Here is a 20,345-nt window from a genome sequence, read left to right as displayed (position 1 = left end):
CCCACAATCAATGCTCGCGGACCAGGTCACCCTGGCCTAACAGGCGCACAGTCGTTACGTCACGAGGCGGTAGTCGGGGATGCCCCGGTTGCGTTCCTCGCTCGGCTCGTCCGTCGATCGGGCGGTGACTCCGGGTGGAACGGGCGCCCGGGACACGTAGATCCCCTCCAGGCAGGTGTCGCACCAGAACGAGACGTACCCCTCCGCAGCTGCTGGCCGTGCCGTGAAGACGATTCGTAGGGTCCGGTGCCCGCAGTTCGGGCAGGCAAGATCCGACGTCGCCGGCAGCGCACGATAGACGACGTCGTACGCCGTCAGCCACTCATCGAACGTGGCCATCAACGCGCTCCTTCCGGTCTGACCGAATGGTTGGTCCACCACTGTTCCTCATGCGCATAAGCTCGATCCTCGAATGCGTCGATCTCATGACGGCTGGCTGGGTACGGGTGCCCTTGCCGGAGTTCGGCGACATGGAACCGCTCATGCTCAAGGGTACGGGCAAGGTCCTCCTCGCTCCGGAAGGCTTCTCGACAGAGCATGACCGACTCGTCGGGCTTCGTCAGCCCGCACACACCAGACACCCGGTTATTGACGGTGAGCCGGATGTCGGAGATATCAATCCCGTACTTCGCGGCAATAGTCGTCACCGATTCTGTGTTCATCGGCATTCGAGGACCAGCGCCTCGACCGCGAACCCGACTGAGGTCGCCGAGGTCTACCGGCGATCCCCTGAGTCGGCCCAGGACCTGCTTGAGTTTCTCGATGAGGTCGCCGAGTCGGCGTACCTCCGGGATCAACCGCCGCAGGCTGGCCAGCAACCCGCGCAACAGCCGCGCGATCCGCGCACCCCACGACGCCACCAAGGTCGTCACCTGCTCCGCGACCAGCGGCGCGGCCAGGCCGCCGGTGATGAGGAGTTCGCCGGCGTACGTGATGATGCGGGACACGCAGGTGGCGATGGCGTCGCGGACGAGGAGCCGGACGGCGGCGACCAGGCCGGCGGCGCCTTCGGTGATCGCGGCCAGGGTGTCGGCGCCCTGGGCGAGGCCGGCGATGGCCTGTTGTTGTTCGGCGGCCCAGGCTCGGTAGGCGGGGCCGGCGCTGCCGCCCCAGCCGGCGACGTCGTTGCGGACGGCGCGGGCCAGTTCGGCGGCGTCGTCGCGCAGTGACCCGGCGACGTTGCGCCAGCTCTGGGCGTGTGCGGTGATCTGCGCGGGGTCTCCGGCGAGCCAGTCCAGCGCCTCACTGAGCGGCTTGACGTGTTCGATGAGCCAGGCGATCCCGTACTGGAGCAGGGCGCCGACCGGGTCGGAGACGAGGGCGAGGGCGTCCAGGCCGGCGCTCACGACGCCGAGGCTGCCGTCGATCCAACTGCCGTTGCGGACGCCCTGCGCGATGAGTTCGATGTCCTCGCAGATCCACACGCCCGCCCAGGCGCTGGGCGGGGTGTCCGCAGCGGCGGCGACGAGCGGGTTCGACGTCACTGGTGCTGCCGCGCCCCGTCGAGCTGGTGCTGCCGCACGTTGTCGAGCAGGTGTTTGGCGTGGGCGTCGGAGCTTCGGTAGCGGTCCGCTCCGACTCGCAGGTTGCCGGCGGTGTCCCGGACCGATACGGCGGCGGCGCCGATGCCGTCGACCAGGGCCTGCTGGAGGCCGTCGAGCAGCACCGGCATCATCGCGCAGAGCTGCCCGTAGGCGTCAGCGCCCAAGCGGACGTGCTGGCCTGCGTGTTGGGCGGTGTCGAGGCTGTCGGCGCAGCGGTCGAGGCGCGCGGCGTGGGCGGTCAGGTCGTCCGGGTCGACCTGGATGCCGTCACCGGCGGGCATCGTTCGATCCCCGGTCGGGGAGAAGCCGGCTGCGGTACGAGTCGATGATGGCCTGGGCGCTCGCGTCGTCGCCGAGCGTTTCCTCAGCTGCGGCAGTGACCTGTCGGAGCAGGTCCGCGCGGGCGTCGGCGGTGGTTTCCAGGATCTGCCGGGCGGTGTGGGTCGCGGGTTGTTGGCGGGTGCCCTCGTCGAGCTTGAGGTCGATCAGTAGGCCGGTCGAGTCGACGGTGACCTCGACCGTCCGGTCGGCGTTGCGGGCGGTGCCGGTCAGGTTCCGCATCGTCGTCGATAGCGTCCTGGCTCGTTCCGCCCGTTCGGCGAGCGATGATTCCCACTCGTCGAGCCGGCGCTCCGCCGCGTCGAGCGCGGCGTCGTCCGCCCACATGTCGACCCTCCCCAGGGGACCGCTGCCGGCGGCAACCGGCGACATGACCGGCACGTTACCAACCGGTGCCGCTGCGTGCATGCCTGCCAAGGTGGTCGGCGAGGGTGCCCCTCAACGCGCGATCTTGCAATTTCTGTGGCGACAAATGACGCATTCTCCCGCATCTTGACCACCGAAACCGCAAGATCGGCGCGCAGTGGGAGAGGCATTCGCGGTCGCCGTCGCCGGGGAGGAGTAGCAATCCGAACCGTGTGACGGTCAGGTCGGCGAAGATTGTCCCCGTGACGAGCGACAACATGCGCCGGGGCTGGACCAGCCGCACGGCCTGGGAGGGGCGGTTCAACGCTCCGCTGCGCGCGTTCCTGCGTACCGAGACCGGCGGCGCGCGGGTGGTGTTGATCGCCGCGGTGGTCGCCCTCGGCTGGGCGAATCTGCACGGGTCGTCGTACGAGTCGGTCTGGAGCACCACCCTCTCGTTCCAGCTCGGCGGCTGGAACGTGTCGCATGACCTGCGTACCTGGATCAACAGCGGCCTGATGACGATCTTCTTCCTGGTCGCTGGGTTGGAGCTGCGCCGCGAGTTCGACATCGGCGAGTTGCGGGAGCGGCGTCGCCTGGCGTTGCCGATCCTGGTCGGGGTCGGCGGCATGCTCGTGCCGATCGCGATCTACCTCGTGATCAACGCCGGGCGGACCACAGCGGCGGGGTGGGGTGCGGTGATGGCCACGGACACGGCGCTCGCGCTCGGCGCGCTGGCCGTCTTCGGGCCGCGCTTCTCGGAGCGCCTGCGGGGTTTCCTGCTGACCGTCGCCGTCGTCGACGATGTGGTGGCGATCGCGGTGCTGGCCATCGCGTACCCGCACCATCCCTCGCTGACGGCGCTGGTCGTCGCGGCGGCGATCTTCGGTGTCGTCCTGCTCGTCCGGGCGTGGGGTGTGCAGTTCGGGCCGGTCTACGCGTTGTTGGGGGTGGCGGCCTGGCTCGCCGTCTCGATGTCCGGTGTCGATCCGGTCGCGGTGGGCCTGGTGATGGGGTTGCTGACCTACGCGTACGCCCCCGGCCGCAGCGACCTGCAGCGGGCCAGCGACCAGTTCCGGCTCTTCCGGGAGCAGCCCACCCCACAACTGGCGCGGGTGGCCCGCGCCGGGCTCAGCTCGGCGCTGTCGCCGAACGAGCGGCTGCAGACGCTGTACCACCCGTGGGCGAGCTACCTGATCGTGCCACTCTTCGCGTTGGCCAACGTCGGCATCGTGATCGACGGCGAGCTGCTGGCCAGGGCGGTGACCTCCCCGGTGACGGTCGGTGTCGTGGTGGCGTACGTCGTCGGCAAACCGGCCGGGATCGTGCTCACCGCGTGGCTGGTGGCCCGGCTCAGCGGCAACCGGTTCCGGCCGCCCGTCGGCTGGCTCGCCGTCCTGGGGGTCGGCACGGTCTCCGGCATCGGGTTCACCGTCGCGCTCCTGATCGCCACCCATGCCCTGCACGGCCCGGCCCTGGACGACGCCAAGTTCGGCATCATCGTGGCGACGTTCGGCGCGTCGCTGGTCACCTGGCTGGTGTTCCACTCCGTCGGGCGGCTCTCGCCGGCGCGGCGGTCACGGGCGCTGCTGGGCGTCACCGAGGGGATCGTCGACCTGATGCTGCCGGTCGATCCGAACCGCGACCACCTGCGCGGGTCGCCTGACGCGCCGGTGACGGTGGTGGAGTACGGCGACTTCGAGTGCCCCTACTGCGGGCAGGCCGAGCCGGTGGTCCGCGAGCTGTTGGCGGATTTCGCCAACGTCCGGTACGTCTGGCGGCACCTGCCGCTCATCGATGTCCACCCGCATGCCCAACTCGCCGCCGAGGCCGCCGAGGCGGCGGGGGAGCAGGGCGCGTTCTGGGAGATGCACGACCTGCTGCTCGCCCACCAGGACGCGCTCAACCCCGCCGACGTGCTCGGCTACGCCGAACAGCTCGGCCTGGACCTGGACGGGTTCCGGGAGCACATGGTGAAGCGGATGGGCGTGGACCGGATCGCCGAGGACGTCGAGTCCGCCGACCTCAGCGGCGTCACGGGCACCCCGACCTTCTTCATCAACGGCCGTCGACACCACGGCGCGTACGACATCGCGGCGCTCTCGGCGGCGGTGAAGGCGGCGTTCGCGAGCGCGAAGCTCCGCCCCGAGTACCGCCCTCGCGATCCCGAGCACCGCGCGGGCGGCCCGGCGAGCTGACCGCCGGGCGCTGGTCGTCACCGGGCCAGGTTGTCGACGGGTACGGATGACGCCTCGCCCGGCGCTCGGTGCCCGGCGCTCGTGGCTCGTGGCTCGTGGCGCCATCGGATCGACGGCTGAGCCGCCGGCGGGCGTTCGGGTGTGATCGGCGGCCGTGCTGGCGCTGCCGTGTGGGTGGGCATCTCTGGGCCGAGCCGTGGACCGAGGGGAGAAGGTGGCGGTCGTTGCCTTTGGAGCTGAATCGTTTGCGGCATCGCCGGCCAGGTGGTGTCGGTGGCCTGAATCGTTTGTGGCATCAGCTCCAGAGGCAACCTGCTAAGCCTGCCGCCCCGGAGCCGCAGGGCCGCGGGGCCGCAGGGCCGCGGGGTCGCAGGGCCGCGGGGCCGCAGGGGCCCCGGAGTCCCGGAGTCCCGGAGGCCCGTCGTCGGGTCGGTGGCGGAGCCGGCACGGGTGTGTGTGACGGTCAGAACCGCGATGTCCTGGGCCAGAATCGCGATGTCCTGACGAATTCCGATTCCGACGCCGATTCCGATCACGACCAGCGGCAGCGGCAGGCGGCGTCCGGCCCCGCTGAGCCGCCGCCAGCCTCGCGTTCTACGATCCCCGGCATGCCAACCGAGCCTCCCGGCGTGGCCACTGACCATGACACGGGACCGCTCCCCATCACGTCGGACGTCGCGGACGTCTACCGCGACCTGCTGCGGGTGGCACCCGTGCCGCAGCGGGAGTTCCTGTCCACCGCGCCGCCACGGGCCGCTCGCGCGCTCGCCGGGCTGCTGAGCAGCGGGGCGGTGCACCGCGACAGCGCCGGTGTGCTGCACCTGCGGCCACCGCGAACCGCGCTGGAGAGCTGGGCCGCCCAGCGCGAGATGGAGGCGGCCCGGGCCCGCGCCGCCGCGGAGGCGCTGTCCGGTCTGTACAGCGCGGTCCACGGCACCGGCGCCGCGTTCGTCGAGGTCGTCGAGGGCAAGCACACCGCCCGCGAACTGTTCCGGCAGCTCCAGGCCGGTGCCCGCACGGAGGTACGCGGTCTGGAGCGGGGGCCGTACCTGCGGGACACCGCCCGGGTGCCGGAGGAGGTCCAGTACGACGGGCTGCGTCGCGGCCTGCGCTATCGCTGCGTCTACGAGGGGGAGTTGCTGCACGACGAGGCGATGCTGGCGGCGGTACGCGCCGCGGTCGCGGCGGGTGAGCAGGCGCGGGTCTTCCCGGAGTTGCCGCTGAAGATGGTGCTGACTGATTCCGACCACGGTCTCGTCATCCTGCCGCGCGGCAGTGGGGAAGAGACCGACGCGTTGTTGGTGCACCGCTCCCGCCTGCTGGACGGGCTCTCCGAACTGTTCGAGGTGTTCTGGCGACTGGGCGCGCCGATCCACACCACCACCGACGCCGCTGAGCCGGACGCCGAGCCGACGGCCGCCACCCAGCGGCTGCTCGCCCTGCTCACCGCGGGCCTCACCGACGAGGCCATCGCCCGCGACCTCGGCGTCAGCAACCGGACCGTGCACCGGCGGGTCAGTCGCCTGCAGGAACTGCTCGGCGCGCGCAGCCGGTTCCAGCTCGGCGTGCAGGCCAGCCGCCGCGGCTGGTTGTGACTGGCCGGATCATGCCATGGCCGGTCTTCGTCAACCGGAGACCGCCGCCGCGAAACACTCCTGGTCCAGGGTGGAGCCACTCGATCATCAGCTCCACGAGAGGACGGGACGATGCCCCACCTCACGACCAGCTCGCGCCACCCACACCGGGTGCGCCGGCCGGCCGCCATCCTCGCCGCGACACTGGTCGCGGCCGTCCTGAGCAGCGGTACGGCCGGCACCCCGGCCGCCGCGGCGAAGGCGGCCGAGCCGGACACCGCGGCCCTGGCCGCGACGCTCGCCACCCAACGGCTTTCCTGGGAGCCCTGCGGGTTGCCCGACGTCAGCGCCGAGGACGAGGCGCAGTTGCGGCTGACCTGTGCGACGGTCACGGTGCCGCGCGACTGGCACAACCCCGGCGACGGCAAGACGATCCAGGTCCGGATCAGCCGTACCGTCGCCTCCGGCAGTGACCGCAAGGGCATCCTGCTGGTCAACCCGGGTGGCCCCGGCGGCAGCGGCCTGTCGCTGGCGCCGTACGTGGCGCGGTCCGCGCCCGCCCTCGCCGAGCACTACGACGTGATCGGGTTCGACCCGCGTGGTGTCGGGCAGAGCAGCCCGTTGCTCTGCACTGTCACCTACCGGGACACCGACAACACCAATGACCTGATCACCCGGGCCAACGTGGCCGGCTGTCGCAGCACCGAGCTGACGAAGTACATCACCACCGAGCAGACCACCTACGACATGGACTTCATCCGGGTGCTGCTGGGCGAGCGCAAGCTCAACTACCTCGGCTACTCGTACGGCACCTGGCTGGGCACCTGGTACGCGGCGACGTTCGGAAGCCGCACCGACCGGATGGTGCTCGACTCGGTGGCCGCTGTCGGCTCGCCCACCCTGCAGGAGACCTGGGACCTTCAGCCGTTCACCCGCGACCGGGCGTTCCAGGAGCAGTTGCTGCCGTACATGGCACGCCACGACGACCTGTACGGCCGGGGCACCGACCCGATGCTGATCCGGGAGATGTTCGAGCGGGCCGGCGGCACCCGCATCGGTATGGGCCCGTTCATGTTCGGCTGGTTCATCCTCGGCGCTCTCTACGACACCCAGAACTACCCGGTCGCCGCGGCGGCCGTGAACACCGTGATCGAGTACTACGAGGAGTGGAACGGCTGGACGCCGGAGCAGATCCTCACCGCCGCCAGCGCGAAGCTGCGCACGGCGCCGGGGATCACCGCCGATGGCCGGGCGTACATCGAGCAGGCGCGGGTCTCCGCCGAGGCGGCACTGCAGACGCGGCGTGACCGGGCCCAGCTGGTCCAGGCCGCGGACGAGTACAGCTACGACATCGACTACGTCTTCGAGGTGATCCGCTGCCAGGACGGGCAGTGGAATGACAGCGTCGCATACTGGAACGCGTTCAGCCGGCGACTGACCCGCGACGCCCCGCTGGTCGCGCCGTACCTGCAGAACCCGCCCGCCTGCGCGTACTGGCCCACGAGCAACCGGATGCCGACGTTCGACCGGAAGACCTTCCCGAAGGTGCTGATGCTCCAGGACGAGCTCGATGTCGCCACGGCGTACGAGGGTGCGTTGGCGGCGTCGAAGAAGCTGCCGGGAGCGTCGATGATCAGCGTCGACAACGAGGGTAGCCACGGTGTCTTCCCGTACTACACGCCCTGCGTGGACGACCCGGTGTACGCCTTCCTGCTCGACGGCCGCCTGCCCGACCAGACGTACACGGGTTGCCAGGCGGTGCCGCTGCCGGGCGAGACGGAGGTGTTCGAGGTGGGCGGCAAGCTGACCGGCAAGGGAACGGTGCGGACCCGTCTGATCACCGACGACATGCGGGCGGCGAACCGCATGCTCAAGCGGATGCTGCGGACCGAGCCGGGGCCTTCGTACCCGGAGTGATCGGCCCGGGGGTGCGGGCGGTGGACGGCCGCCCGCACCTGCGCTGCGTGGTCGTGGAAACACGGTGGACCCAGGCTCTTGACTCGGGGGAAACAGGGGACCACGATCTGACAACGTTGTCACGGATCACGTCTGACAACGTTGCCACGTCTGGAGGCACGATGTCCGAGCCATCGCCGATCTCGCGGCGTACCTTCCTCTCCGCCGGCGCGACGCTGCTGGCGTCGGTCGGGGTGACCGCGGTCCTGCCGGACGCCCTCGCGTCCGCCGCCGGGCCGCCGCCACCCCCCACCCCGACCGCCACCGACCTTGCCCGGTACCGCCCGGTGACGGTCTCCTCGACCGACTACGCGCCGACGCCCGCCACCTTCGCCGTGGACGGCCTGCCGCAGGTCGGCGTCCGGGGGAGCGGTTGGCGTGCCGCCAACGGTGATCCACAGTGGATTGCGGTGGACCTTCAGGCGCCGTGCCGGATCGAGGCCATCTCTCTGGTCTTCGAGGCCACGCTCACCGACGCGCCGTTCGACGGCAACTACACCGACACCGACGGTGACGAGATCCTCTCCAGCGCCGCGACGGCGTACCGGATCGAGGTCTCCACCGACGGCCGGGCCTGGCGGTCGGTGTACGAGACCACCGAGGGCCAGGGCGGCGTGCAGACCATCAAACTGCCCGAACCCGTCACCGCCAGGTGGATCCGGATGACCGTCACGAAGCGATCGAACAGCAACCCGGTGGGCCTCAACGGCTTCCAGGTCTACGGCGTGGCGCTGGCCGGCCGGCCGAAGGCCGAGGGTTGGACCAGTTGGGAGGGCGGCAACGCCGGCCCGGCCCCCGAGCTGAAGGTCGCCGCCGACGGCACTGTGCCACTGGAGTCGGGCTGGTCGTTGACGATGGACGACTTCGCAGGCACCGCCGACGGCGCCGAACTCTCCCGCGCCGGTGTCGACGTCCGGTCCTGGCTGCCGGCGACGGTGCCCGGCACCGTGCTGGGCACCCTGGTCGAGCAGGGTCACCTGCCCGACCCGGTGGCCGGCCTCAACAACCTGCGCATCCCGGAGGCGCTGTCCCGGCACACCTGGTGGTACCGGCGCGCGCTGCGGTTGCCGCGTGACCTGGACACCTCGGCCGGTCGACGGATCTGGCTGGAGTTCGACGGGATCAACCACGAGGCGACCGCCTGGGTCAACGGCGTGGCGGTCGGCAGCGTCACGCACCCGTTCGCGCGAGCGGCCTTCGACATCACCGACGCGCTGGCCGGTCACCGTGGCGAGCACGTCCTCGCCGTCCGGGTCACCCCGATGCCGCATCCCGGCACCCCCGGCGACAAGGGCCCCGACGGTCGTACCTTCCTCCAGTCGGCCCACCACTACCTCGACGCGCCGACCTACCTGGCGGTGTCCGGGTGGGACTGGATGCCCGCCGTCCGCGACCGGGTCACCGGCCTCTGGGACCACGTCCGCCTGCGCAGCACCGGCGCCGTGGTCATCGGCGACCCGCACGTGCAGACCACGCTGCCCGACCTGCCCGACACCGACACCGCCGAGGTCACCATCCGGGTGCCGGTCCGCAACGCGGCGGCCAGCGCCACCACTGTCACCGTCCACGCGGAGTTCGACAGGGTACGCGTCGAGTCGACCGTGACCGTTCCCGCCGGCGGGAACACCACAGTCACCTTCACCCCGGAGCGCTTCCCCGCGTTGCGGCTGCGCGAGCCCCGGCTCTGGTGGCCCAACGGCTACGGCGACCCGCACCTGTACGACCTCACGCTCACCGCCACCGTCAACCGCTCGGTCAGCGACCGGCGTGCGCTTCGCTTCGGTGTCCGCGAGTTCGCCTACGACTGGCACCAACCGATCGTCATCTCACCCCCCGGCAGGCCGGCGCTGGAGTTCGTCGACGGCGCCGCGACCCAGACCGTCACGTTCGACCGCCAGCACGCCCGGCACGTACGCATCCAGGCCGGCCAGCGCGCCACCGGCTGGGGCATCTCGATGTTCTCGCTGTCGGTGGCCGACGGGACCGGCCCGGATCTGGCCCTGCGCCGCGACGCGACCGCGTTGTCGTCGGAGAACGACAGCAACGGTCCCGGCAACGCCGTCGACGGCGATCCGGCGACCCGCTGGGCCTCCCAGGCCGAGGACAACCAGTGGATCCAGGTCGACCTCGGCGCGGCGGTCGACTTCGACCGGGTCACCATCGTCTGGGAGCAGGCGTACGCGCTGGACTACCGCGTCCAGGTCTCCGCCGACGGGGACGCCTGGACCGATGTGAAGGCGGTCAGCAACGACACCCCGCTGGGCAGCCGCGCCACCCAGGTCGAGATGTTCGCCAGCCAGACCGCCCAGCACCTGCGCATCCAGACCGGTGCGCGGGCGACCTCGTGGGGCGTGTCCATGTGGGGGCTCTCGGTGCAGCGGCAGGCCGAGCCGGACGTCGACCTGGCGCTGCGCAGGACCGCCACCGCGTCGTCGTCCGACAGCGACTCGAACGGCCCGGACCGGGCCGTCGACGGCAACCCGCGGACCCGGTGGTCGTCGAAGTTCGAGGACAACCAGTGGATCCAGGTCGACCTCGGCGCACCGGTCAGCTTCGACCAGGTGACCATCGTCTGGGAGCAGGCGTACGCGCGCGACTTCGTCATCCAGGTCTCCGACGACGGGCAGCGGTGGACCGATGTGAAGTCGGTCAGCAACGCCGTCACCCAGCTCAAGATCAGCGTGAACGGCGTGCCGGTCTTCGCCCGGGGCGGCAACTGGGGCTGGGACGAACTGTTGCGTCGGGTGCTGCCCGACCGGCTGGCCGACACCGTCGAGATGCACCGCGACATGAACTTCACGATGATCCGCAACTGGCTCGGCAGCAGCAACCGCGAGGAGCTGTACCAGGCCTGCGATGAGCAGGGCATCCTGGTGTGGAACGACTTCTGGCAGGCGGGCGCGTTCCTGCCCAACCCGCCCGGCTACGTCGACATCGCCGCCGACACCATCCGGCGGTTCCGCCACCACCCGAGCATCGTGGTGTGGTGTGGCGCGAACGAGGGTGACCCGCCGCCGATCGTGGACGCCGGGCTCAAGCAGGCCGCGGCCACCGAGCACCCGGAGATCCTCTACATCCCCAACTCGGCCGGCGGCATCGTCAGCGGCCACGGCCCGTACCACTGGGTGGAGCCGGCGACGTACAACAACAGGAACACCTACGACACGGGCGCGTTCGGTTTCCACACCGAGATCGGCATGCCGGTGGTGCCGGTCGTCGAGAGCATGCGCAACCTCGTCGGTGACGCGCCGCAGTGGCCGATCGGTGAGGTGTGGAACTACCACGACTGGTCGACCATCGGTAACCAGCGCGTCGGCACGTACCAGGCGGCGATCGACGCGCGGCTCGGTGAGTCCGACTCGCTCGACGAGTTCGCCGCCCGGGCGCAGTTCGTCAACTACGAGAGCCACCGCGCCATGTTCGAGGCGTGGAACGCCAACCTGTGGCAGGACGCCACCGGTCTGCTGCTGTGGATGTCGCACCCGGCGTGGCACAGCACTGTCTGGCAGACCTACGACTACGACCTCGACGTGAACGGCGCCTACTACGGCGCCCGCAAGGGGTGCGAGCCGGTGCACGTCCAGGCCGACCCGGGCACCTGGCAGGTCCGGGTGGTCAACCACACCGCCGCGCCGCTGAGCGGGGTCACGGTGAGCGCCCGACGGTACGACCTGAGTGGCCGGTCGCTGGGTTCGCCCCAGCGTCAGCGGGTGGACGTGGCCCGCTCGGACACGACGGCGGTCTTCCCGCTCGCCGCGCCGGCCGGTGGCGGGCTGCACCTGGTGCGACTGGAGCTGCGCGACAGCCGCGACCGGCTGCTCGCGGAGAACACCTACTGGCGCTATGACAAGGCCGAGCAGTTGCGGGCGCTCACCGACCTGCCGAGCACGCGGCTGTCGACGTCGTCGGGCAGCGTACGCGTGGTGGACGGGCGCAACACCGTCACCACGACGGTCCGCAACCAGGGCCGTGCGGTCGCCGCGTTGGTGCGGCTGGCCGTGCGCGACCAGCATGGTGAGCGGGTCCTGCCGGCCCGCTACGACGACAACTACTTCTGGTTGCTGCCGGGGGAGACCCGTGAGGTGCGGATCTCCTGGCCCGCGCGCGCGGGCGTCGCCCGCCAGGTCACGGTGACCGCGCAGGCATACAACTCCTAGGTGTACGCGGTGGGAAGCGGCACCGTGCGCGCCGCTTCCCACCGCGTCCCGGCCGCTTCGCGGTCGCGAGCGTCTCGGCATAGCTGGACGTGAGCCTGGCGGTTGGTCGCCGAGCCGGGTGTCCGGTGTCGGTGACCAACCGCCGGGCGGCGGGACGGTCACTTCTTCTTCATGATGGCCTCGCGCCAGATCAGACCGGCGATGCTCGGCCTGACCTCGGTGGTGATCACCGCCATCGCCCGTCGGACGTACCGGTCGTCGGTCAGCTGCGCCACCATGCTCGCCGCCAGGTCCGCGCGTGCCGTGAACAGGCCGTCCGCGACGTCCTCGGCCACCTGGTAGTGAGTGACGCTCGGGTGGTCGAACAGCCCGGAGGGCCGGGTGATGGTCCAGTCCAGGTCGCTGTCGCGAACGAGGGACTCCATCCGCCGCATGTCCTCGTGCGCGGTGCGGCCCGCCCTGCGGTTGAACAGCGGGTCCAGCACGTTGTTGAAGAAGAACTCGCCGGACGGTCGCCAGGTGGGATCCAGGACGCTGGAGCTGACGGTGATCAGGCGCTTGATTCCGTGGCGGTCCATGGCGGCCAGGATGTTCGCGTTGCCCCGGGAGTAGACGGTGATCGGCTTCGCGGTGAGCGGGACGCCCAGGCTGGACAGAACGGCGTCGCCGCCGGCCACGGCCCGGTCGACGGCGCCGGGGTCCGCGACGTCCGCGCTGACCACGGTGAGGCCGGGGCGGGGTTGCACGGCGTGTAGGCGGCGGGTGACCGCGACGACCTCGTGGCCGGCGGCCAGGGCCTGGCCGATGATCTGACGGCCGGTGGGGCCGGTGGCGCCGAAGACGACAGTGCGCATGTGTTCGCTCCTCGCTGGGGGTTGGCGGCGTTGACCGTGCCAGCGGGGGAGAGCACTATTCAACCGTGTTGAATAAAACTCGGGGTCGGCCCCGCGGCAACCCGGACACCAAGGCCCGCATCACCGCGGCTGCCCGCGAGCTGTTTCTGAAGCACGGTTATCCGGGCACGACGGTCCGGGCCATCGCCGCCGCCGCTGGCGTCGACGCGGCGTTGATCAGTTACCACTTCGGCTCCAAGCAGGGCCTCTTCAGTCAGTCCCTGGACCTGCTGTGCGTTGATCCCACCGCGCTCGACCAGGCTCTGCGGGGCGACCGGGACCATCTTGCCGACCGCCTGCTCGACTCCGTCACCGGCCTGTGGGACGCCACCGGGCCGGTGCAGAGCCGGATGGCGGTGCAGGATGACGACACGATGCGCGCCCTGCGGGACTACCTGGACGGTGAGTTACGCCTCCGCATCGCTGAATTTCTCGGCGGGCCCGACGCGACGCGACGTGCCACCGCCGCGGTCGGCGTGCTCGGTGGGCTGATCTTCACGCGCTACCTGAACCCGATCCGCTCGATCGGTGCGCTTTCCCCGGTCGACGTCCGGCGGGTCTTCGGACCGGCGCTGCGGGCGGCCCTGTCCGGCCGAGCCCGGGGTTGAGCGCGCAGCCACCTGATGCGGTCGTTTCGGGCCGTTACCGCATCTCCGCCAAGGTCAAGACCCATGCTGTACGCGGGGACAGGGGCCGCGACGGGGAGGGTGCGGGAGTCGGCGGCGCGCAGGCAGGGGTCCGATCCCGGGGGGAGTGATCATGTCCGACGCCAGCCGCGCCGGGGGCGCAACGACCCGGTCCACGTCCGGCGCGGTGCGGGTCGCGTTCGCGTTCTGGATCACGCTCGTGGGCACCACCGTGCCGACCCCGCTCTACCCGCTCTACGAGCTGGAGTTCGGGTTCTCGTCGTTGACAGTGACCGTGGTCTACGCGCTGTACGCGCTGGGAGTCGTCGCCGGGCTGCTGGTCTTCGGTCGGCTCTCCGACCAGATCGGCCGACGCCCTGTCATCCTCATCGCGCTGCTCCTCTCCGTCGTCGCCGACGCCGTGTTCCTGACCGCCGTGGACCTGGCGATGATCATCGTGGGCCGGATCATCGCCGGTCTCTCCGCCGCGCTGGTCATCGGAGCGGCGACCGCCGCGCTGGCAGAGCTGATCGACCCCCGGCACCCGAAGCGTGCCGCCACCGTGTCGATCTTCGCAAACCTGGGTGGCCTGGCCACCGGCACCCTGCTGTCCGGGATCGTGTCGGACGTGGCGCCCGAGCCGCTCCGGTTGCCCTGGGCCATCGTGCTCGTGCTGGCGGTGATCGCGATCCTCGCGATGATCGGGGTGCCGGAGACGATGCGGGAGCGTTCGCCGGTGACGCTGCGAGTGCAGCGGTTGCACGTGCCGGCGGCCATTCGCGGCGACTTCGTCCGCTCGGCGATCACCGCTGGCGCGGGTTTCGCCGCGCTCGGGGTGCTCACGTCGGTGAGTGGGCTGTTCCTCGGCATGGTCCTGCACGAGACCTCACACACCCTGGCCGCGCTGGTGGTCTTCGTGGCGTTCGCCGGCGCGGCGTTCGGTCAGCTGCTGACCCGCGTGCTGTCCTCGGGCGCCGCGCTGGCCAGCGCCTGCGTCGGCCTGGTCGTGGGGGCTGGCCTGCTCGGGTTCAGCATGTGGATGGCGTCGCTGGCGACGCTGCTCGTCAGCGCGGTGCTCGTCGGGGTCGCGTCCGGGGTGGCGGTCGGCGACGGCATCGCGACGATCACGATGAAGACCGAACCGCGGCACCAGGCCGAGGCGGTGTCGACCTTCTTCGCCATCCTTTTCGCCATGCTCGGTGTGCCCGCCGTCGGAGTCGGTCTGCTGATCCAGACGATCGGTCTGCGCCCGGCCGGCGAGGTCTTCAGCGCGGTGGTGGCGGTGCTCGCGCTGGTCGTCCTGCTCAGCCTGGTTCGAGGCGGCCGGACGCGGCCCGCGATCTGACACCGGGCGGGTCCTGTTCAGGGCACCCGGGTGCCTGGCGAGCCGTTCACGAGGGTCTTGCGGCGGACATCGTATACAACATACGCTCCCCGAATCGCCCACTCGAGGAGCTCTCCATGACGAACCTCTCCGTCCGCGAAACGAACCTGCCCCGCCGTCGGGTGCTCCGGGCCGCCGTGGCGGCGGCTGCCGTCGTCTGCACGGTCGTCGCCTGCTCACCGGTGTCGAACAGCGAAGGCGGCGACCCGTCCGGCGGCGATCAGTCGGCAGGCCAGGACTCCTTCGGTACGCCCGCGGACCCGGCCGCCGTGAAGCAGGGCGGCGAACTGGTCATCGCCCTCTCCGCCGAGCCCGACGCGCTGGACCCGACGCTGTCGAGAAGCCTCTACTCCCGCTACGTCTTCCAGGCGATGTGCCAGAAGCTCTACGACGTCAACGAGCAGGCGCAGGTCGTACCGCAGCTCGCGACGGCCCTGCCCACCACGAGCGGCGACGGCCGGACGGTGACCATTCCGCTGCGGTCCGGCGTGCGCTTCGCGGACGGGACGGCGTTCGACTCAGCCGCGGTGAAGGCCACCCTGCAACGGCACCTCACCAACGCCCGGTCGGCGCGCAAGAGCGAACTCGGCCCCATCGACGGCGTCGACACCCCGGACCCGCAGACCGTCGTCCTGCGGCTGAAGCAGCCGTTCGCCCCGCTGCTCGGCGCCCTCGCCGACCGGGCCGGCATGATCATGAGCGCCAAGGCGTTGCAGAGCCTCGGCGACGACTTCGCCTCGGCGCCGGTCTGCGTCGGCCCCTTCAAGTTCGCGAAGCGGGTGCCGCAGAACTCCATCGAGGTCGTCCGGGACCCCAACTACTACGACGCCAGCAAGGTGCACCTGGATGCCATCTCGTGGCGAATCCTCACCGACGCGAGCATCCGCGCCGCCAACCTGCGCTCCGGCGACGCGCAGGTGGCCGACTCCGTCTCCACCCAGGACGTCGCCTCCCTCCGACAGGACGCGGCGGTCTCCGTCCTCCAGTCCCAGTCCCTCGGCTACCAGGGCCTGACCATCAACGTCGGCAACGTCGACGGCATCGGCACCGCCCCCAAGCCCATCAACCGCCCCCTCGCCCAGAACGCCAAAATTCGGCAGGCCTTCGAGCACGCCATCGACCGCAAGGCCCTGGTCGACGCGGTCTTCAACGGTCTGCACGCGGTCGCCTGCTCCCCGATCTCGCCCGCGAGCACGTTCTCGTCCCCCGAGGCGCAGACCTGCCCGGCGCACGACCCCGCCAAGGCCAAGCAGCTGCTGGCCGAGGCCGGCGTGCAGACGCCGTACACGGTGACGATGCTGGCCTCGAACACCCCCGACACGCTGCGCCTCGCCCAGGCGTTGCAGTCAATGGTCAAGGACGGCGGCTTCGACCTGAAGATCAACCCGGTGGAGTACTCGTCGCTCCTCGACGAGCAGGACCGCGGCAACTTCGAGCTGCTGCAACTGGGGTGGAGCGGACGGATCGACCCGGACGCCAACATCACCAACTTCGTCGGCACCGGCGCGAGCCAGAACGTCGCCGGCTACAGCAACCCGCAGCTCGACACCCTGCTGACCGAGGCCCGGCAGGCCGGTGACATCGAGCAGCGCCGCAAGCTGTACGGGCAGGCGGTCACCCTGATGCAGCAGGACGACGCCCTGATCTACCTCTACCGGCAGCGCAACCTGACCGCCGTCAGCAAGCAGATCCAGGGCCTGCAGGTCTACCCGGACGGCGTCATCCGGGCGGCCTTCGCCGGCTTCGGCAAGTAGGTAGTCGTGGCCCGATACCTACTCACCCGCGCCTGGCAGTCGGCGGTGACCCTGCTGCTGTCGACGATCGTGGTCTTCGTCGGCGTACGGGCGCTCCCCGGCGACCCGGCCCTCGCGCTGGCCGGCGAGGACCGGTCGCCGGAGGCCCTGGCGGCCATCCGTCAGCACTACGGGCTGGACCAACCGCTGCCGGTGCAGTTCGCCCAGTACGTGGAGCGGATGGCGCAGGGCGACTTCGGGGTGTCGATCCGCACCGGCACCCCGGTCTCGTCGATGCTCACCACCGCCCTGCCGGTGACCGTCGAGTTGTCCGTCCTGGCGATCCTCATCGCGGCGGCGCTCGGCGTCGGCGCCGGGGTGCTCGCGGCGGTCCGTCGTGGACGTCCGGCGGAGTGGCTCGCCAACGGCCTGGCCCTGATCGGGCTGTCGGTGCCGCACTTCTGGCTCGGGCTGCTGGCGATCCTCTACCTGTCCGTGGCGACCGGGCTCTTCCCCGCCTCCGGTTTCGTGCCGATCCTGGAGGACCCCGTGGACAACCTGCACCACATCGTCCTGCCCGCGGTGATCCTCGGCACCGGCCTCGCCGCCATCATCATGCGGCAGACCCGGTCGGCGATGCTCGACTCGCTCTCCTCCGACTACGTGCGGACGGCGAAGGCGAAGGGCCTACGACCGCGCGCCGTCATCACCCGGCACGCCCTGCGCAACAGCCTCATCGTGGTGGTGACCGTGGTGGGTCTCCAACTTGGCGGGCTGATCTCGGGCGCGGTCGTCACCGAACAGATCTTCGGGCTGCCGGGCTTCGGCAAGATGACCATCGACGCGGTGTTCCAACGGGACTACCCGGTGATCCAGGCCGTCGTCCTGCTCACCGCGGCGGCCTACATCGTGATCAACCTCTTGGTGGACCTGCTCTACTCGGTCATCGATCCACGCATCCGGGTGACGGGAGAACCGGCATGACCGTCCTCACCGTACCGATGGCGGAGACCGGCACCGTCAGCGTCACCCGGCGTGCCCGCGTGTTGCGGCGGCTACGACGCAACCCGCTCGCCGTCGTCAGTTTCGTCGTGCTCCTGCTGGCGGGCGTCATCGCCCTGCTGTCGCCCTGGCTCGCGCCCTACTCGGTCGACCAGACCGACTTCGCCCGCACCTTCGCACCTCCCGGCACCGCCGGGCACCTGCTCGGCACCGACGATCTCGGCCGCGACGTCCTCTCCCGCATCATGCTCGGTGCGCGGGCGTCGTTGCAGGTGGGGCTCCTGGCGGTGGCCACGTCGCTGGTCATCGGGGTGCCGCTCGGGCTCGCGGCCGGCTACTTCCGGGCCTGGGACGCGGTGATCTCGCGCTTCACCGACCTGCTGCTGGCGTTCCCGTTCCTGATCATGGCGGTGGGGTTGGCGGCGATCCGGGGTGCCAGCCTCGGCAACGCCGCGGTGGCCATCGGCATCGCCCAGATCCCCGGGGTGATCCGGGTGGTCCGCTCGGACACCCTGCGACTCAAGTCGCTCGACTTCGTCGCGGCGGCCGTCGTGGACGGGGCGAGCGACCTGTGGGTGCTGGCCCGGCACATCCTGCCGAACGCGACGTCGGTGATCCTGGTGCAGGCCACGGTCGCCATCCCGGCCGCGATCCTCGGCGAGGCGGTGCTCTCCTTCCTCGGCCTCGGCATCCAGCCCCCGGCGCCCAGCCTCGGCACCATGCTGGCCACCGCCCAGCAGTTCGCGGCCCGCGCACCGTGGGCCGCGGTCCTTCCCGGCGTCGTGATCATGGGCCTGGCGCTGGCGTTCAACGTCTTCGGCGACGCCCTGCGCGACGCCCTCGACCCGAAGGGAGACCGGCGATGACCACGGCCTCCGCGCCCGTGCTGGAGATCCGCGACCTGTCGGTGTCGTTCCCCACCGAGACCGGCACCGTCTCGGCGGTCGACGGGGTCAGCCTGGACCTCGCCCCCGGGGAGATCGTCGGGATGGTGGGCGAGTCGGGGTGCGGAAAGAGCGTCACCGCGATGAGCATCGCCGGGTTGCTACCGGGCAGCGCCCGGGTCACCGGTTCGGTACGCCTGGACGGCACGCAGCTGATCGGGGCCCGCGAGTCGGCGCTTCGTCGGGTCCGCGGCCGGGAGATCGCCTACATCTTCCAGGAGCCGATGACCTCGTTGAACCCGGTGCTCACCGTCGGGCGGCAGATCGGCGAGGTGCTCCAGGTCCACGAGCGGATGTCCCGACGGGCGGCGCGGGCGCGCGCCGTCGAGCTGTTGACGCTCGTCGGGATCCCGTCCGCCGCCCTTCGGGTCGACAGCTATCCGCACCAGCTCTCCGGCGGCATGCGCCAGCGCGTGATGATCGCGATGGCGGTGGCCTGCGGCCCGAAGGTGCTGGTGGCCGACGAGCCGACCACCGCGCTGGACGTCACCGTCCAGGCCGGCATCCTCCAGGTGCTGCGGGACCTGCGCGACCAGCTCGGCACGAGCGTCCTCATCATCACCCACGACCTCGGCGTGATCGCCGACATCGCGGACCGCGTCGTCGTCATGTACGCGGGCCGGGTGGTGGAACGGGCGCCGGTGGACGACCTGTTCGCCAACCCACGACACCGGTACACGGCCGGCCTGCTGTCGGCGTCACCGCAGCCGGGCCGGCACGCCGGCACGGACCGGTTGACCGAGATCCCCGGGCTGGTGCCCGTGCTGGCGAGCCAACCCGACGCCTGCACCTTCGCGGATCGATGCCCGGCCGCTGACCAGCAGTGTCGGGAGGCCGCCCCGCCGCTGGAGGGCATCGGTGGCACCGACCATGTCGCGGCCTGTTGGCACCCCTGCACAACGGCACCGACCGCACCGACGGCAGCTCAGGAGGCGAACCGATGACGCCGCAGCCGAACGCCCTGGAGATCGCGGACCTGGTGATGCACTTCGGCCCGGTGCGTGCCGTGGACGGGGTGTCCCTGACCATCGCGCGCGGCCGGGTCACCGCCCTGGTGGGGGAGAGCGGCTCCGGAAAGTCGACAGTGGGCCGATGCGTGGTGCGCCTCGTCGAGCCGACCGCGGGAACGGTGCGGATCGCCGGCACGGACGTCACCCACCTGTCCCGGCGGCGGCTGCGCCCCCATCGCGGCGCGGTGTCGATCGTCTTCCAGGACCCGGCCGCGTCGCTGGACCCGCGCATGCTGGTGGGCGAGATCGTGGCCGAGCCACTGCGGCTGGCCGGCAAGCGGATCTCCCGGCGTGACCGGGACGCCCGCGTCGCTCCCCAATTGGAACGGGTGGGCCTGCGCGCCGAGGTGGCCCGTCGCTATCCCCACGAGCTGTCCGGCGGGCAACGCCAGCGGGTCAGCATCGCGCGGGCACTGATCTCCGAGCCGATGCTGCTCATCGCGGACGAACCCACCAGCGCGCTCGACGTGTCAGTGCAGGCGTCGGTGCTCAACCTCCTCGCCGACCTGCAACGCGACATCGGGTTCGCCTGCCTCTTCATCACCCACGACCTCTCCGCGGTCGAGTACCTGGCGGACGACATCGCGGTCATGTACCTGGGTCAACTCGTCGAGACGGGCAGCCGCGAGCGGATCTTCGC

General features: G+C 70.9%; 16 protein-coding genes. 11 read left to right on the top strand and 5 right to left on the bottom strand.

The window, feature by feature from the left end:
- Nucleotides 1–54: 54 nt before the first annotated feature.
- The 4 genes from DLJ59_RS22710 to DLJ59_RS22695 are packed head-to-tail and all read right to left on the bottom strand — an operon-like array spanning nucleotide 55 to nucleotide 2,210.
- Nucleotides 55–339, bottom strand: coding sequence for a hypothetical protein (locus tag DLJ59_RS22710; RefSeq protein ID WP_124774631.1), 285 nt, complete (start codon nucleotides 337–339; stop codon nucleotides 55–57).
- Nucleotides 339–1,484, bottom strand: coding sequence for a WXG100 family type VII secretion target (locus DLJ59_RS22705; protein ID WP_244236170.1), 1,146 nt, complete (start codon nucleotides 1,482–1,484; stop codon nucleotides 339–341). Before DLJ59_RS22705 ends, DLJ59_RS22710 begins: the two co-directional genes overlap by 1 nt.
- Entirely contained in the window at nucleotides 1,481–1,825 is a 345-nt protein-coding gene (locus DLJ59_RS22700) for a type VII secretion target (RefSeq protein ID WP_124774630.1), read from the bottom strand. Before DLJ59_RS22700 ends, DLJ59_RS22705 begins: the two co-directional genes overlap by 4 nt.
- Nucleotides 1,812–2,210 (bottom strand): YbaB/EbfC family DNA-binding protein, encoded by a 399-nt coding sequence (locus DLJ59_RS22695; RefSeq protein ID WP_124774629.1) that lies wholly within the window; start codon nucleotides 2,208–2,210, stop codon nucleotides 1,812–1,814. The genes DLJ59_RS22700 and DLJ59_RS22695 overlap by 14 nt, the downstream gene beginning before the upstream one ends.
- A 296-nt stretch (nucleotides 2,211–2,506) precedes the next feature.
- On the opposite strand from DLJ59_RS22695, the gene DLJ59_RS22690 reads away from it, so the two are divergent.
- The 4 genes from DLJ59_RS22690 (at nucleotide 2,507) to DLJ59_RS22675 (ending at nucleotide 12,113) form a co-directional block, all read left to right on the top strand.
- Nucleotides 2,507–4,426 (top strand): Na+/H+ antiporter NhaA, encoded by a 1,920-nt coding sequence (locus DLJ59_RS22690; protein WP_425271451.1) that lies wholly within the window; start codon nucleotides 2,507–2,509, stop codon nucleotides 4,424–4,426.
- A gap of 608 nt (nucleotides 4,427–5,034) precedes the next feature.
- Nucleotides 5,035–6,021: a LuxR C-terminal-related transcriptional regulator gene (locus DLJ59_RS22685; RefSeq protein WP_124774627.1), complete on the top strand. Its 987-nt coding sequence runs from the start codon at nucleotides 5,035–5,037 to the stop codon at nucleotides 6,019–6,021.
- Nucleotides 6,022–6,132: 111 nt separating this feature from the next.
- On the top strand, nucleotides 6,133–7,917 hold the full coding sequence (locus DLJ59_RS22680; protein ID WP_124774626.1) for an alpha/beta hydrolase: 1,785 nt from the start codon (nucleotides 6,133–6,135) through the stop codon (nucleotides 7,915–7,917).
- A gap of 161 nt (nucleotides 7,918–8,078) precedes the next feature.
- On the top strand, nucleotides 8,079–12,113 hold the full coding sequence (locus DLJ59_RS22675; RefSeq protein ID WP_124774625.1) for a discoidin domain-containing protein: 4,035 nt from the start codon (nucleotides 8,079–8,081) through the stop codon (nucleotides 12,111–12,113).
- A 158-nt stretch (nucleotides 12,114–12,271) separates the two neighbouring features.
- Here the strand turns inward: DLJ59_RS22675 and DLJ59_RS22670 are convergent, their stop codons facing one another.
- The gene (locus DLJ59_RS22670; RefSeq protein WP_124774624.1) at nucleotides 12,272–12,967 is read right to left on the bottom strand and encodes an NAD(P)-dependent oxidoreductase; all 696 of its coding nucleotides are present in this window, start codon (nucleotides 12,965–12,967) and stop codon (nucleotides 12,272–12,274) included.
- Between the two features lie 65 nt (nucleotides 12,968–13,032).
- Here DLJ59_RS22670 and DLJ59_RS37940 point away from each other — a divergent pair, with 65 nt between their 5' ends.
- From DLJ59_RS37940 to DLJ59_RS22635, 7 genes are all read left to right on the top strand, one after another.
- Nucleotides 13,033–13,614, top strand: a complete 582-nt coding sequence (locus tag DLJ59_RS37940; RefSeq protein WP_124774623.1) for a TetR family transcriptional regulator — start codon at nucleotides 13,033–13,035, stop codon at nucleotides 13,612–13,614.
- 151 nt (nucleotides 13,615–13,765) lie between these two features.
- Entirely contained in the window at nucleotides 13,766–14,977 is a 1,212-nt protein-coding gene (locus DLJ59_RS22660) for an MFS transporter (RefSeq protein WP_124774622.1), read from the top strand.
- 116 nt (nucleotides 14,978–15,093) lie between these two features.
- Nucleotides 15,094–16,770 carry an ABC transporter substrate-binding protein gene (locus tag DLJ59_RS22655; RefSeq protein ID WP_124774621.1) on the top strand — a complete coding sequence of 559 codons (1,677 nt, stop codon included), beginning with the start codon at nucleotides 15,094–15,096 and terminating at the stop codon, nucleotides 16,768–16,770.
- Nucleotides 16,771–16,776: 6 nt separating this feature from the next.
- Complete coding sequence (locus DLJ59_RS22650; protein ID WP_124774620.1) at nucleotides 16,777–17,733, top strand: ABC transporter permease; 957 nt, start codon at nucleotides 16,777–16,779, stop codon at nucleotides 17,731–17,733.
- Nucleotides 17,730–18,617, top strand: a complete 888-nt coding sequence (locus tag DLJ59_RS22645) for an ABC transporter permease (RefSeq protein WP_124774619.1) — start codon at nucleotides 17,730–17,732, stop codon at nucleotides 18,615–18,617. The genes DLJ59_RS22650 and DLJ59_RS22645 overlap by 4 nt, the downstream gene beginning before the upstream one ends.
- Nucleotides 18,614–19,639, top strand: coding sequence for an ABC transporter ATP-binding protein (locus DLJ59_RS22640; protein WP_124774618.1), 1,026 nt, complete (start codon nucleotides 18,614–18,616; stop codon nucleotides 19,637–19,639). Before DLJ59_RS22645 ends, DLJ59_RS22640 begins: the two co-directional genes overlap by 4 nt.
- Nucleotides 19,636–20,345 (top strand): ATP-binding cassette domain-containing protein (locus tag DLJ59_RS22635; protein ID WP_148096961.1); only part of this gene is annotated, 710 nt, incomplete at its 3' end. The genes DLJ59_RS22640 and DLJ59_RS22635, both read left to right, overlap by 4 nt.

This window comes from Micromonospora inaquosa (assembly GCF_003857055.1).
GTDB classification, from domain to species: domain Bacteria; phylum Actinomycetota; class Actinomycetes; order Mycobacteriales; family Micromonosporaceae; genus Micromonospora; species Micromonospora inaquosa.
The sequence above is the reverse complement of the archived record's forward strand: the minus strand, read 5'-3'. Positions and strand labels throughout refer to the sequence as shown.